This window comes from Saccharopolyspora sp. NPDC002578, from assembly GCF_053592695.1.
In genome coordinates this window covers 14774-28996 of sequence record NZ_JBSFWJ010000002.1, presented here as the reverse complement: position 1 = coordinate 28996, position 14223 = coordinate 14774, and the positions used below count along the sequence as shown (strand labels likewise).

At 71.9% G+C, this 14223-nt stretch carries 11 protein-coding genes; 7 read left to right on the top strand and 4 right to left on the bottom strand.

What is annotated here, in order from left to right:
* Positions 1-386: 386 nt before the first annotated feature.
* Positions 387-887, top strand: a complete 501-nt coding sequence (locus tag ACWD38_RS01765) for a helix-turn-helix transcriptional regulator (protein ID WP_184478920.1) — start codon at positions 387-389, stop codon at positions 885-887.
* A 66-nt stretch (positions 888-953) separates the two neighbouring features.
* The gene (locus tag ACWD38_RS01760; RefSeq protein WP_184478921.1) at positions 954-2516 is read left to right on the top strand and encodes a PrsW family intramembrane metalloprotease; all 1563 of its coding nucleotides are present in this window, start codon (positions 954-956) and stop codon (positions 2514-2516) included.
* A 9-nt stretch (positions 2517-2525) separates the two neighbouring features.
* Here ACWD38_RS01760 and ACWD38_RS01755 read toward each other — a convergent pair whose 3' ends face one another.
* The 3 genes from ACWD38_RS01755 to ACWD38_RS01745 all read right to left on the bottom strand — a co-directional run bounded on the left by ACWD38_RS01755 (position 2526) and on the right by ACWD38_RS01745 (position 6187).
* Entirely contained in the window at positions 2526-4055 is a 1530-nt protein-coding gene (locus ACWD38_RS01755; RefSeq protein ID WP_343071347.1) for a glycosyltransferase family 39 protein, read from the bottom strand.
* 268 nt (positions 4056-4323) lie between these two features.
* Positions 4324-4911, bottom strand: a complete 588-nt coding sequence (locus tag ACWD38_RS01750) for a flavoprotein (RefSeq protein WP_184478922.1) — start codon at positions 4909-4911, stop codon at positions 4324-4326.
* 22 nt (positions 4912-4933) lie between these two features.
* Complete coding sequence (locus ACWD38_RS01745) at positions 4934-6187, bottom strand: helix-turn-helix domain-containing protein (RefSeq protein ID WP_184478923.1); 1254 nt, start codon at positions 6185-6187, stop codon at positions 4934-4936.
* Between the two features lie 219 nt (positions 6188-6406).
* Between ACWD38_RS01745 and ACWD38_RS01740 the strand changes: the two genes are divergently transcribed.
* The 3 genes from ACWD38_RS01740 (at position 6407) to ACWD38_RS01730 (ending at position 10762) form a co-directional block, all read left to right on the top strand.
* A complete protein-coding gene (locus ACWD38_RS01740) occupies positions 6407-6682 on the top strand; it encodes a hypothetical protein (protein ID WP_184478924.1) in 276 nt (91 codons plus the stop codon).
* A gap of 1192 nt (positions 6683-7874) precedes the next feature.
* Entirely contained in the window at positions 7875-9701 is a 1827-nt protein-coding gene (locus tag ACWD38_RS01735) for a 2-oxoacid:acceptor oxidoreductase subunit alpha (protein ID WP_450123193.1), read from the top strand.
* Complete coding sequence (locus ACWD38_RS01730; RefSeq protein ID WP_450123109.1) at positions 9698-10762, top strand: 2-oxoacid:ferredoxin oxidoreductase subunit beta; 1065 nt, start codon at positions 9698-9700, stop codon at positions 10760-10762. Before ACWD38_RS01735 ends, ACWD38_RS01730 begins: the two co-directional genes overlap by 4 nt.
* Before the next feature lie 33 nt (positions 10763-10795).
* Here the strand turns inward: ACWD38_RS01730 and ACWD38_RS01725 are convergent, their stop codons facing one another.
* Complete coding sequence (locus ACWD38_RS01725; RefSeq protein WP_184478927.1) at positions 10796-11656, bottom strand: phosphatase PAP2 family protein; 861 nt, start codon at positions 11654-11656, stop codon at positions 10796-10798.
* A gap of 199 nt (positions 11657-11855) precedes the next feature.
* On the opposite strand from ACWD38_RS01725, the gene ACWD38_RS01720 reads away from it, so the two are divergent.
* Entirely contained in the window at positions 11856-12635 is a 780-nt protein-coding gene (locus tag ACWD38_RS01720; RefSeq protein WP_450123108.1) for a polysaccharide deacetylase family protein, read from the top strand.
* A gap of 193 nt (positions 12636-12828) precedes the next feature.
* Positions 12829-14223, top strand: coding sequence for a nucleotide sugar dehydrogenase (locus ACWD38_RS01715; protein WP_450123107.1), 1395 nt, complete (start codon positions 12829-12831; stop codon positions 14221-14223).

The following is a 14223-nucleotide window of genomic DNA, read 5'->3' as shown; positions in this document are numbered from 1 at the left end:
CGTCTCGAAACCTAAGCGCCGTGCGGCGGGGGCCGACATGGTCACAAAGACCTGCTGCGCCCGGCCTGGTCCTCCGAATGGCACCGAAGGACTGCCCCATTCGTGTCCTTGATTGCCGCATCCGGGGGAAATCGGTGGCCGGTCGGTCACTTCCGGAGGGGCTGCTGACGACATAGCCAGTGGAGGCAGCGACCGGTCCGGTGCAGGTGGGAAGGCCTTGCCCGGTGGTGAAGCGTCGGCCTGCGAACGGTGCTCGATCGACCTGGTCACGGCGGAGGTGCGCCGTGGTGCCCAGGTTCTGTGCCGGAACAACCATGCGTCGCGCGGGGGACCCGTGCGTCCGGACGCGGCGCGGTCGATGTCACCGAACCTGTGGGAGTCACCTGATGGCCAGTTCGTACCGGCGAGCCCTGGACACCGCGATCACCGCGATGATGCGGGAAGCGATCGAGCATTCCGCGGCGCTGGAGCAGGTGCTCGGGCAGGTGAACCAACTCGTGACCCTGCGGGTGCGCCTCGGGCACACCGGGCTGGTCGCAGGCGAGGTCTACCGGGACGCCCTGCAGCGGGCGGCGGGGGCCACCGGCGGCACGCCCGGGGCCCAGGTGGCGCCGCTGCTGCAGCGGCTCACCCCCCGGGAGCACGAAGTACTGGGACATCTGGTCCGCGGTAGTTCCAACCGGCAGATCGCGCGGTCGCTGGGGATCTCCGAGCGGACCGTGAAGAACCACCTGCGGGCGGTGTTCACCAAGCTGGAGGTCGCCGACCGCACCTCGGCCGCGGTCAAGGCGCTCACCGCGGGCCGGGGCCCCGGCGAGCCCGGCCCGGTGGTCGCGGCGGGCGCGTCGCTCGACGTGCGCGGCCCCGGCGCCCCCGAGCGGAACTGATCGGTCGACGGGGTCGGTCGGCGGGATCCGGCACCGCCGAAAGGAGTGATCTTCTACGCTCGGCGCATGCCCGCGCTCAGCCCTCGTTCGGTCCTCGAAGGCCGCAGCAGCAACCGGACACCGATCCCGTTCATCATCGGATTGATCGTGTGCGGCATCTGCATGCTGCTCGCCGTGACCTACTACCTGCTCTCCGGTGGGGTGCTCAGCACCGTGGTGGGCGGTCTGCTGGCGCTGCCGACGGTGGTGGTGCTGGTCGCGCTGGTGCTCCTGATGGACCGGCTGGAGCCCGAACCGCGGGTGAACCTGGTCCTGGCGTTCGCCTGGGGCGCGGGGGTGGCGATCGTCGGGTCGTTCATCGTGAACACGCTCGGCGGGGCGCTGCTGCAACCGGTGTACGGGGCGGAGCTCGGCAAGGTGCTCACCGCCTCGGTCGTGGCCCCGGTGGTGGAGGAGAGCTTCAAGGGCTTCTTCCTGCTGCTGATGCTGTGGTTCCGCCGGTTCGAGATCGACGGCCCGACCGACGGGCTGGTGTACGCGGGGCTGTGCGCGCTCGGCTTCGCGTTCGTGGAGAACGTCCTCTACTACCAGACCGGCCTGCTCGAAAGCGGGACCGGCGTCGCCGGAACCGTGCTGGTCCGCGGCGTGATCGCGCCGCTGGGACATCCGATCTACACGGCGATGACCGGTCTCGGCGTCGCGTACGCGGCGCGCAGCCGCAGCGCCGGGCGCGGTGTCGCGGTGATCGCAGGCTGGGTCGCGGCGGTGCTGCTGCACGCGCTGTGGAACTTCTCCACCGTGTTCGGCTTCGGCGGGCTGGCGCTGGCGTACCTGGTGCAGCTGGGCGTCCTGATCACGCTGGTGGTGATCGTGGTGCGGGACCGCAGGCGGCTCATCGGGCTGATCGGCACGCACCTGCCGCCGTACATCCCGAGCGGTCTGGTGCACGACAACGACGTGCGGATGCTCGCCACGATGCGGGGGCGCAGGCAGGCCCGGACCTGGGCGCGGGCGCAGGCCGGGTTGCCGGGCGTGCGCGCGATGTCGGACTACCAGCTGGCGGCGACGGAGCTGGCGCTGCTGCACGACCACGCGACGCGGGCGACGATCCCGGTGGCGCTGTTCCACTCGCGGCGCGATTCGATCCTCGGGCTGATGCGGGTGGCGCGCGACGCGTTCTTCCAGCGACGTCCGCAGCCGCAGGTGGCGCCGCCGCCGTGGTCGCGCACGGAGCAGTCCGGCTTCTTCCGCACCTCGCAGCTGCAGACGACGCGGATGCCGGTGTACCGCCCGCTCCCGCCGCCGCCCGGCCGCCCGTCCGCTCCGCGCGGTCCCGGAGGACCGTCCGAGCAGGCGACGGCGAAGTTCGGGACGGCGAAGCCGGAAGCGCCGGGACAGGGCGAGCAGGCCACCGCGCGGTTCGGGACGGCGAAGCCGGGTGCGCCGCAGCCTGGGCCGTCTCAGGCTGGACCGCCGCAGCCCGGACCGCCGCAGCCCGGGGCGTCACCGGCTGGTGGGAACCAGCCGGGACCGGGGCGGCAACGGCCTCCGCAGCAGCGTCCGATGCCGCCCGGCCGGCCGCCGAATCCGCCGCAGCCGCCACCGCCGTCCGGGCCTCCGTGGCAGTAACGCCGCCCGCTACTGGGTGCGGATGCGCGGCCACAGCCGGGACCACGGCAGCGCCGGCCCGTCGTAGCGGATCACCGAGACGCCCTGCGCGAGGTTCACCAGGTCCAGTTCGGTCCGGACCGTCGCGAGCCGCCTGCTCGTGGCGAAGTACGGCTCCAGCGGCTCGGCCGCGCCCACGTACAGCAGCACCGTGGCGCTTTCCGGTGGAGCACCGAAGAACCAGTACCCGCGGTGCGGACTGCGCACGGCGGGCAGGCCGAACTCCGGTCCGAGCACGTCGAGCGCCGCCGCGAGGTGGTAGCTCTCGCCGACGATCGCGGTGCGCGCGCGGTCCTGGGGCGGCAGCGAGCGGTACGCGCGGGCGACGGTCTCGGCCAGTTCCGGCCAGCCCGTCTCGTAGAACTTGCTGTAGGACGCGAGCGGCGGGTGCGGTGCCGCGGCGGGCAGCGGGACGAGCGGGAGCAGGGCCAGCGGCAGGACCGCGGACAGCGCGCACGCGGGCCACGCCACCCACGACCAGCGGGTGCTCCCGGCCTCGCGGCGGTGCTGGAACCCGACCGCGCCCGCGGCGAACAGCATCCCGCACAGCCCCGACAGGTAGTTCGGGCGGCCACCGGCGAGCAGGTAGAACACGAGCAGGAGCAGCGTCGTCCCTGCGAGGAACCGCACGGGACGAAGTCGCTCGTCGCGCAGCAGGCACCAGAGCCCGAAGCAGCACAGCACCGCGCCCGCGACGGGTCCCGCGTAGAGCAGTGCCGTCGGCAGCAGCAGGAGCCTGCTGCTCTCCGCGCTGACCACCTCGCCCATGTCGCGCGCGGGCCAGCCGTGCCCGGCCTGCCAGACCAGCGCCGGAATCGACGCCACGGCCGCGAGCGCCACCCCCGCCCACAGCGCCGGGCGCCGCAGCATCGGACGCGGTCCGGCGACGAGCACGCTCAGGAACAGCGCCGCGCACAGCAGCACGATCTGGAACTTCGTCTGCACCCCGACGGCGGCGACCGCTCCGGCCGCGAGCAGCAGCCGGTCCCGCCGGACCCCCGCCTCGCGCAGCCGGACCCACCGCGCCACCAGCCACAGCAGCAGCACCCACTGCGCAGGTTCCACCGTGGCCGCCGCGAGCCAGTGCCCGCTCAGCAGCAGCCACGGCGACAGCGCGCACGCGGCGGCGGCGAGCACCTGGGCGCGCCGGTCGCCGCCGAACTCGCGGGCCAGCAGCGCGGTGCAGCAGATCCCGAACGCGGTGAGCAGCGCCGCGGGCAGCCGCAGCGCGAGCAGCGAGCCGGGCAGCACGGCGTCGATCCCGGCGGCCAGCAGCGGCACCAGCGGCTGCTGGTCCATGTACCCCCAGGCCAGGTGGTACTTGCCGGCGGCGAGGAAGTACAGCTCGTCGGAGAGGTAGCCGTACCGGCCGCTGATCAGCACCAGCAGCAGGCCGGTGAGCGCGGCGATCGCCGACACCGGACCCCGCGCGAACGGCGGTGGTGCGGCAGCGGGAGGCGCGGACGGCTCGCACGTCGGCTGCTCGGTCGGCGCTGGCACCCGATTCCCCTCGTCCGTTCCGGCCGGAGCGTGTCCCGGCGACGCGGCGCGAGTCTAGGGGGCCGTTCCGAAGGACCTGCGTAGTTGGTCGTTCAGCGGGTTCTCAGCGGTTTCCTCGCTGCGGGATCTTTTTCCCGAGCGGCTCCGCCACGAGGAAAAAGCTGTCCTCGCGAGGAAACCGCTGAGAACCCGCCGGTGGTCCAGCTGCGTGCGTGGTCACTGCTCAGCGGCTCCGCCACTGACAGGGCGAAGATCAAAAGATCACGCCCTACGAACCGGTCGGGCGGGGTGGACGGTCAGCGAGGGAGTGCCAGGGGTGGTCCAGGAAGGTCCGCCATGCGAGTTCCCAGGGGAAGCGGTGCAGGTGCTCTGCGCCCGTGCCGGGCTCGTGCTGCTCGTACACGTCCGGGCCGGCCAGCACCTCGACTCCCCAGCCGGAGAGCCGCCGCATCGCCTCCTGCACGGGCGGGAAGGAGATCTGCGCGCGGTTGGAGAACGGCATAGCCACCACCGGCTGCCGCTTGCCTACCGCCTCCACCAGCATCCCCAGCGGGAGCGTGTCGGAGATGCCCGCCGCCCACTTCGCGAGGCTGTTGCAGGTGATCGGCGCCGCGATCATGCCGTCGGCCGGGGGCAGCGCGTCGGCCGCGGCCGGGTCCTTGTACTCGCTGCGCACCGGATGGCCAGTCTTCGCGGCCAGCGACTCCACGTCGAGGAACCGCCTGCCGTCGGGGGAGGCGACCACGCACACCGCCCAGCCGTCGGCCTGGGCGAGCTCCACCAACCTGCCGATGTCCCGCGCCGCGGGTGAACCCATCCCGATCGCGTACAGCACGGGCTGTCCGTTGTCGTCCATCACGCCGCTCCCGAGCCGGACTTCAACGCCGGATGCCGCACCAGGCGGCGAAGTGGGACAGGCTGTTGGTCGACCGGGCGTCGCTGGCGGCCAGCGACTGCACCGTCTCGTGCACCTGCGGGTGGTAGCGGGTGAGCTGCGGCGCGATGCGCCGGGCCGTTTGCAGGCACTCCAGCGAGCGGCGGCGGTCGCCGTGCAGCAGCCAGCCGCGGGACAGGTCGATCCAGTAGTGCCCGCTGCGGCTCGGCGCGGTGTGCTCGGGCAGCTGCACGGTGGCGGCCCGGGTCACGGCGGTGGTGCCGTCGGCGAGTTCCACGGGGACCGCCACGCCGTGGATGTCGACGTTGGTGGCGCCGAACTTGGTGCCGTAGTGGTTGGCCTCGTCCTGCCCGTCGACGACCATCGCGCGGGCCTCCCGCAGGTGGGTGTCGGCGAGGTCGGCGTCGGCGGTGCGCGCCGCGAGGATGGCCGCGCGCAAGTGCACGGCTCCGCGCACGGCGGAGGTCGCCGGGGTCTCGGGCACCGGTTCCAGCAGGCCGAGCGAGCGGTCCAGCGACCGCAAACCGGCGTTGTAGGAGCCGTCGAACAGCAGCACCAGGGCGTGGTTCCACTCCGCGACGGAACCGCGCACCGGGTCGGCGCCGCGGGCCGCGGCGGCGCGGGCGCGCTCGTCGGCCAAGTGGCACAGGTCGAGGTGGCCCAGCCGGTAGAGCGCGATCATGGTGTAGGAGTACGCGGTCGCCAGCAGCTCGTGCACCGCCGGATCCTCGGGGTGCGCCCTGGCCGCGTGGTGCAGGTGCCGCAGCAGGTCCGGCAGCGCCTGGACGGCCTCCGCGTGCCGGGTGCGCCGGTCCCATTCCTTGATGCGGGCGACGTCGGCGCGCAGGTCCTCGACGGCGCGCGGGTCGGTGTCCAGCTGCGGGTCGTCGCCCTCGACGAGCGCCTGGCGCAGCGCGGGCACGCCCGCCTGCTCGGAGGACGGGTTCGCCGGCCGGGTGTGGTGCGGTTGTTCGGTGAGGTCGGTGATGTTGACCGACATCGCGCGGGCCACGGCCGCGACGAAGGAATGGCTGGCCGCCCGCTCGCCGCGTTCCACCTTGCGCAGCAAGGAATAGGAAACGGCCGCGCGCACCGACAGCGCGCGTTGCGTCACGCCGTGGATCTTGCGCAGTTCGGCGATGCGGGAACCGATCCTGGTTGGATTGTCCGCGTCGCCTCCGTCTCCGGGACCCACCGGGACGAGGCCGTCGGTTTCCGTGCCGTTTTCGTGCGTCATGCTGTCTTCCCCCTCGTGCGCCTGGCCCACGAAACCTGATCGGCTGCGGCCGGGCAATCGGAAGTCGTCGGCTGTGGCGATTGTGTGGCACTCCGATATCCGATTTCGGTCCACTGTCAGCTTATGCGATCAGCAGCTGAGAATCGGCGCGCATTCCTCGATTCCCGCCAGGACGGCGTGGGAGAGGAGACGACGAAGGGGGGTGACGCGGAGTCCGCGGTGCGGGCTTACCCGGAGCTGGCGGGTCTGAACGACCTGCGCTCGGCGGGGTGGTCCTTCCGGGCCTTCGCGGACGACGAGGGGGAGATCGGCGGCCTGGTCGGCTGGCGGGACGCCGCGACGTGCATGGACGTCCTGTGGATCTTCGACCAGGACGATTGCCGCGCGGCACGGTTCCTGCCGGCCGCGACGGCGGCTCCTGGGGAGATGGTGTGGAACCGGACGGGGGATCTGGCGACCTGCGTGGCGGCCGTGCTGGGGTTGCCCGGGACGTGACCGGCACGAGCTGAATTCCGAGCTGTGCGAGATGACCCGGCCATGGGGGTGGCCGGGTCATCCGTCGTTCGCGGGCACGGGGGTTCGCGGTGCGTTGTCACGGGCGCTGGAGTTCACTCGTCCGGCCTAGCAAGCGCCGGGTGTGAACGGTTTTCCCGGGGCTATGATCGAGCTCACATGATCGAATTAGCGAGGCTTTTTCGTGCGGCTTCGCGCGCATTGTCGTGAGGTCGGTCTACGTGTCGATGACGTCGTTTCGCGTGCGGGGGCGAGTTGGTTTTGCGGTCGATTTCGCGATGAAGTCGAGTGGGGCGATGGTGGAGTCCCGGAAATCCCATCGGACGATGGATGTCTTCCGGGTGGGATGAAATTGAGAAAGAGAATAGGGGATTCGTTCAGGTTTGGATGAAAAAGTCGTGATCCCACCTGTCTGAGAACGCCAAGGTGACCGGCGAGTAACGCATTCGAGTCCCGTCGGCTCCGGGCGGCCCGAGAGGGCGCCCAGGCGATGCGGCCCCGGTGTCGGTCGTCGTCGGCCGGGGCGGTCGCGCGGCAGGTCGGGGGCGGTGCCGCCCGGCCGTTCGGTCGGCGCGACGACGAGGTTCGGCCGTGCGGCCGAACCGCTCTTCGCCCGATGTGCCCGCCTTTCTCGCGAATCCTCGCGCGGAGTGGTCGAAATCCGGCTCGGGCGCCCGCGTTCGTCACTGCCGGTGATGGTGCGGTGACCGGAGCGGGGCGGCCGTCCCGGATTCCCGGGCGGTCCCGCGGAATCGGGGCCGGAGCGTCCGGATGGGCGCCTGGCGGGGTGAGCGGGGAGGGCGGTCGCGGTTCTGACCAGGCTGACGATCCTATTTAACCCGGCAGTAGTGAATCGTCGCCGACAAGGCTCCGAAAAACCCCGAGGAATTCATGTTAGCTCGGCTCAGGAGACCGTCCCGCCCCTTGAGTCCCGCGTGTGGTCGGCGTAAGAACGCCGCACCGAGCTGTATCGTGCGCCACAGGGCGGCGGAGTGGCTTGCGGGCGTGCCCGCGAGCTGGAAAGGGAACGGGTCCATTGGTGACTACGAACGGGCACCAGCCTCCGGAGCAGACGGGGACCGGCGCGAGCGGGCCGGGCGCCAACGGCTCCGCGAACTCCCAGCGCACGAACGAGGACACCCCGAACGGCACGACGACGCGCAAGCTCAACCGCGTGGTGATCCGCTTCGCGGGGGACTCCGGTGACGGCATGCAGCTCACCGGCGATCGCTTCACCTCGGAGGCCGCGGCCTTCGGCAACGACCTCGCGACCCTGCCGAACTTCCCGGCCGAGATCCGCGCTCCCGCCGGGACGCTGCCGGGCGTGTCCAGCTTCCAGCTGCACTTCGCCGACTACGACATCCTCACCCCGGGCGACCGGCCGGACGTGCTGGTGGCGATGAACCCCGCCGCGCTGAAGTCCAACCTGGGCGACCTGCCGCACGGCGGCATCCTCATCGTCAACACCGACGAGTTCACCAAGCGCAACCTCACCAAGGTCGGCTACGAGCACAACCCGCTGGAGTCCGGCGAGCTCGAACCGTACGTGGTGCACCACGTCCCGATGGCGGAGCTGACCCGCGGCGCCGCGGAACCCGCCGGCGTCGGGCGCAAGGACGCCGAACGCGCGAAGAACATGTTCGCGCTCGGCCTGCTGTCGTGGATGTACCACCGGCCGACCGAGGGCACCGAGCGCTTCCTGCGGGAGAAGTTCGCGAAGAAGCCCGACATCGCCGAAGCCAACGTGCTCGCGTTCCGCGCGGGCTGGAACTACGGCGAGACCACCGAGGCGTTCGCGGTGACCTACGAGGTCGCGCCCGCGACGCTGCCGAACGGGACCTACCGCCAGATCACCGGCAACGTGGCGCTGGCCTACGGCCTGGTCGCCGCCGGGCAGCGCAGCGGGCTGCCGATGTTCCTGGGCACCTACCCGATCACCCCGGCCTCCGACGTGCTGCACGAGCTGGCCAAGCACAAGAACTTCGGCATCACGACCTTCCAGGCGGAGGACGAGATCGCCGGGGTCGGCGCGGCCCTGGGTGCCGCGTTCGGCGGATCGCTGGGGGTGACCACGACCTCCGGGCCGGGGCTGGCGCTGAAGTCGGAGACGATCGGGCTGGCGGTCACCCTGGAGCTGCCGCTGCTGATCTGCGACATCCAGCGCGGCGGCCCGTCCACCGGGCTGCCCACCAAGACCGAGCAGGCGGACCTGCTGCAGGCGCTCTACGGCCGCAACGGCGAGTCCCCGGTGCCGGTGCTCGCGCCGCAGTCCCCGGCGGACTGCTTCGACGTGGCGCTGGAGGCGGCGCGGATCGCGCTGCGCTACCGCACCCCGGTGCTGCTGCTGTCCGACGGGGCCATCGCCAACGGCTCCGAGCCGTGGCTGATCCCGGACATCACGAAGCTGCCGGACCTGCGGGTGACCTTCGCGACCGAGCCGAACGCGCCGGACGGTTCCGGTGACTTCTGGCCGTACGTGCGGGACCCGGAGACGCTGGCCCGCGAATGGGCGGTGCCGGGCAACCCCGGCACCGAGCACCGGATCGGCGGGCTGGAGAAGGCCGACGGCTCCGGCGCCATCTCCTACGACCCGGACAACCACGACAAGATGGTGCGGCTGCGCCAGGCGAAGATCGACGGCGTCGAGGTGCCCGACCTCGAAGTGGACGACCCGTCCGGGCGGGCCGAGGTGCTGGTGCTGGGCTGGGGCTCGTCCTACGGCCCGATCGGCGCCGCCTGCCGCCGGGTGCGCGGGCAGGGCGTGCCGATCGCGCAGGCACACCTGCGGTACCTGAACCCGATGCCGGGGAATCTCGGCGAGGTGCTGCGGCGTTACGACAAGGTGATCGTGCCGGAGATGAACCTCGGCCAGCTGGCGATGCTGCTGCGGTCCCGCTTCCTGGTGGACGTGCACAGCCACACGAAGGTCGCGGGTCTCCCGTTCCAAGCGGAGGAACTCCAGAACGTGCTCACCGATGTGGTGCAAGGAGTGTCGGCGTGACGACGACGGACCTCGGACTGCCGGAGGTGGGCGGCCTGCACGGCGTGCCCACCAGCGACGAGAAGCAGACCGCGAAGGATTACAAGTCCGACCAGGAAGTGCGCTGGTGCCCCGGTTGCGGCGACTACATCGTGCTCAACGCGGTGCAGAGCTTCCTCCCGACGCTGGGGCTCAAGCGGGAGAACATCGTGTTCATCTCGGGCATCGGCTGCTCCAGCCGGTTCCCGTACTACATGAACACCTACGGGATGCACTCGATCCACGGGCGCGCCCCGGCGATCGCGACGGGACTGGCCACCCAGCGGCCGGACCTGTCGGTGTGGGTGGTCACCGGGGACGGCGACGCGCTGTCCATCGGCGGCAACCACCTGATCCACGCGTTGCGGCGCAACGTGAACCTGAAGATCCTGCTGTTCAACAACCGGATCTACGGCCTGACGAAGGGCCAGTACTCGCCGACCTCCGAGGTCGGCAAGGTCACCAAGTCGACGCCCGCGGGTTCGCTGGACACGCCGTTCAACCCGGTGTCGCTGGCGCTGGGCGCGGAGGCGAGCTTCGTGGCGCGAACGCTGGACTCGGACCGGGCGCACGTGACGGAGACCTTGCAGGCCGCGGCCGAGCACCGGGGCAGCGCGCTGGTGGAGATCTACCAGAACTGCCCGATCTTCAACGACGGCGCGTTCGACGTGCTCAAGGACAAGGACGAGAAGCAGCGCCGCATCATCCCGCTGAGCCACGGCGAACCCATCGTGTTCGGCCCGGAGGGCGAGCAGTCCGCCGTGGTGCGCAACGCGGCCGGTGAGCTGGCGGTGGCGCCGTTCGCCGAGGTGGCCTCCGGCGACGTGGTCGTGCACGACGCGGAACGCGAGGACAGCTCCTTCGCCTACGCGCTGTCCAGGCTGGGAGGGGTGAACCTGGATCCGACCGTGACCGGCGTGTTCCGCTCGGTGTCGCGCCCCACCTACGACGACGCCGCCCGCCAGCAGACGTCGGCGGCGCGGCAGAGCAACCCGCCGGACCTGCAGGGGCTGCTCATGGGCAACGACACCTGGACGATCTGAGCGGCGCGGGCGGGCCGTCGGTGGGCGGCCCGCTCAGTCCCCGGAGGCCCGCCGCTTGCGGGCCACCAGGGAGTCGATCAGCCGGGGCAGGTGCTCGGCGAACAGCCACAGGCTCAGCAGCAGCACCGTCCAGGACGCGCCGAGCGTCCACCCGGCCAGCACGTCGGTGGGGGAGTGCACGCCGAGCATCACCCGGCTGAACCCGGTGATCACGATCGCGAGCACGGCGGCGGTGAACAGGGCGTTGCGGGCCCACCGGGTGCGCAGCAGCCGCAGCGCGAACGCGCCGAGCATGAGGTAGAGCGCGGCGGCGTGCGCCGAATGCCCCGAGGGGAAGCCGAATCCGTCCTCGACGACGACCGCGTCCACCACGAGCGGTCGCGGCCGGGCGATCATGATCTTGATGAGGTACACGGCGAGCCCAGTGCCGGCTGACGACAGCGCCAGCAGCACCAGCGGCGACCACCGGTGCCGGGTGACGCCGATCAGCACGCCGATCGCGAGGCTCAACGGCAGCACCACCAGCACGTCGCCGAGCCAGGTGAGCACCGCCAGCGCCCCCACCAGCAGCCCGGAGCGCAGGCCCAGCGACACCCGCAGCAGGTGCTCGTCGAGGCGGACCAGCGGACCGCCCTGGTAGACCTGCTCGGTGAGCCCGGTGAAGCACCACACGCCCAGCGCGCTCAGCAGCAGGCCCAGCACCACCGGCAGCCACGGGTAGGCGGCGATCAGATCGCGGATTCCGGCCTGCGGCGGCGCGGAGTCGGAGTCCCGGCGCGCACGCGACTCGGGAACGTGCCCGTTCCGGCTCGCGGCGGTGCCGAGGTCGTCGTCCGGGGCCGGGTCGGCGGGCCCGTCCTGGTGTGCTGGTTCTCGACGGGAGGCCGCGGCCACTGTCAACTCCTCGGCGTGCTCGTGGTCCGGTGCGCTGATTCGCCCGATCCTACCGATCGCCCCGAAACGGGCAGTTGATCACCTCTCCGCGGTGCCGTCTCGTGCAACCGGGTTACCCGGGCTCACCCGCGCGACCGGTCCGCGCCGCAGCCCGCCGTGCGACGGTCCGCCGAGGACGTGACCAGAAGGGCGGCCGGTGATGACCCGGACAGCGCAACAGCCCACCCGGCGACGGGTGCCGCAGTCGTTCCCGTACGTGCTGATGTACCACTCGGTGTCCGAGTACACCGACGACCCGTACCTGGTCACGGTGGAACCGGCGCGGTTCGAACGGCAGCTGCGCTGGCTGCGGGCGCGCGGGTGCACCGGGGTGTCGATGCGGGAACTGCTGGCCGCCCGCCGCGCGGGGCGGGGCCGGGGCCTGGTGGGGCTGACCTTCGACGACGCCTACACCGACTTCGCCGACACGGTCCACCCGCTGCTGCGCCGGTACGGCTGGACGGCGACCGTGTTCGTGATCTCCGGGATGATGGGCGGGCACAACGACTGGGACCCGGCGGGCCCGCGCAAATCGCTGATGACAGAGGACGAGGTCGCCAGGGTCGCGGCCGAGGGCATGGAGATCGGCTCGCACAGCGTCGGGCACCGCCGGTTGACCGAGCTGGACCCGGTCGAGCTGGCCGCCGAGGTCGGCAAGAGCCGCCCGGTGCTGCAAGCGCTGTCCGGCCAGCCGGTCAACGGGTTCTGCTACCCGTACGGCGCCGTGGACGCCGCCGCGGTCGGCGCGGTGCGGGAAGCCGGCTACGGCTACGGCTGCGCGATCTGGCGCTGCGAGTTCTCGGGCGCGCACGCGCTGCCGCGCACCTACGTCGGCGATCGGGACGGCGCGCTGCGGCTCGACGCGAAACGCGTCCGGCACGGGCTCACCGCCACCCGCGCGGCGGAGATCCCCGCGCCGAGATTCCTGCGGTTTCGGTAGGGGCGCTACCGCCGTTGGGGGAGCGGTCCTACCGCTGCGCACTGCGATTCTGAAATCCGCGGACGAACAACGGCGACATCGGGCGGGCGGAACGCGGTGGGGGCCGCGACCGCCCGGCCCGACCACGGGACACCGGAACGAGCCGGCGGCGAGAACCGCGCGGCACGGGACACGCGAAACTGGGGGAGGAAACGTGACCCAGCATCACCTCGCGCTGGCGGTCAACGGCCGGGAGCGGCAGTTGTCCGGTCGGCTGGTCGCCTACCAGGACCGGTCCGAGGAGGACGCGGTCCGCCGCGCCTCCGGACTCGGAACCCGCGTGCCGAAGGCCCGGCAGGAGACGGTGGTGATCCTCGGGCTGGGCTACGTGGGCCTGCCGACCGCGTGCGGGCTGGCCGCCCGGCGTTCCAGCGTCGTCGGCGTCGACATCAGCGAAGCGCGGTTGCGGGCAGTGGCCGACGGCGACGTGGACCTGCCCGACGCGGAACGCGCGGTGCTGCACGACGCGCTCGCCGACGGATCGCTGCGCCTGGTCGACGATCCCGAGGCGCTGGCGGAAGCGGACACGGTCGTGGTGTGCGTGCCCACGCCCGTGGACGAGGACCGGGTGCCGGACCTCGCCGCGCTGCGCGGCGCGTGCGCGACGGCGGTGGCGCACGCCCGGCCCGGCCAGACGATCATCCTCACGTCCACGACGTTCGTCGGGACCACGCGGGAACTGCTGGTGGAACCGTTGCGGCGCCGCGGTTTGGGGGTCGGCACCGAGGTGCACGTGGCGTTCAGCCCGGAACGCATCGACCCCGGCAACCACGACCACGTGCAGCGCGACACCCCGCGCATCGTCGGCGGCGTCACGCCGGAGTGCTCGGCGCGGGCGGCGCGGGTGATCGGCGACCTCACGGACTCGGTGTACCTGGTCGGTTCCCCGGAGTCGGCGGAGCTGACCAAGCTGTACGAGAACATCTTCCGCGCCGTGAACCTGGCGCTGGCCAACGAGATCGCCGACATCTGCGGCGCGTTGTCGCTGGACCCGATCGAGGTGACCATCGCGGCGGGCACCAAGCCCTACGGCTTCCTCGGCAGCTTCCCCGGCCCCGGAGTCGGCGGGCACTGCATCCCGTGCGATCCGCACTACCTGCTGTGGCAGCTGCGGGAGAAGGGCGTCGCGGCACCGGTGATCGACCAGGCGATGCGCTCCATCGACCTGCGACCGGACCAGGTGGTGCGCCGCGCCGAGAGCATGCTGGCCGCCGCCGGGACCGGCGCGATCGGGGCGCGGGTGCTGATGGCGGGGGTGAGCTACAAGGCGGGCGTGCGCGACCTGCGGGAGTCCCCGGCGCTGCCGATCATCGCCGGGCTGACTCGGCTGGGCGTGGACGTGCGCTACCACGACCCGCTGATCGGTGAGGTCGAGCTTCCCGACGGTTCCCGGCTGACCGGTGAGCCGGAACCGCGCGGCGCCGACTGGGACCTGGTCATCGTGCACACGGTGCACCCGGGGTTCGACTACGCGTGGGCGGGCGACTGCCCGCAGGTGCTGGACGCGACGTACCAGTTCGACCTGGCGCCGCACCGCCAGGTCGTGTGA

What these genes read in the sequence shown, in the direction of transcription:
- ACWD38_RS01750 (WP_184478922.1), bottom strand. Translation starts at nt 4,911, where the DNA reads ATGGACGACAACGGACAGCCCGTGCTGTACGCGATCGGGATGGGTTCA.
- ACWD38_RS01760 (WP_184478921.1), top strand. Translation starts at nt 954, where the DNA reads ATGCCCGCGCTCAGCCCTCGTTCGGTCCTCGAAGGCCGCAGCAGCAAC.
- ACWD38_RS01745 (WP_184478923.1), bottom strand. Translation starts at nt 6,187, where the DNA reads ATGACGCACGAAAACGGCACGGAAACCGACGGCCTCGTCCCGGTGGGT.
- ACWD38_RS01765 (WP_184478920.1), top strand. Translation starts at nt 387, where the DNA reads ATGGCCAGTTCGTACCGGCGAGCCCTGGACACCGCGATCACCGCGATG.
- ACWD38_RS01720 (WP_450123108.1), top strand. Translation starts at nt 11,856, where the DNA reads ATGACCCGGACAGCGCAACAGCCCACCCGGCGACGGGTGCCGCAGTCG.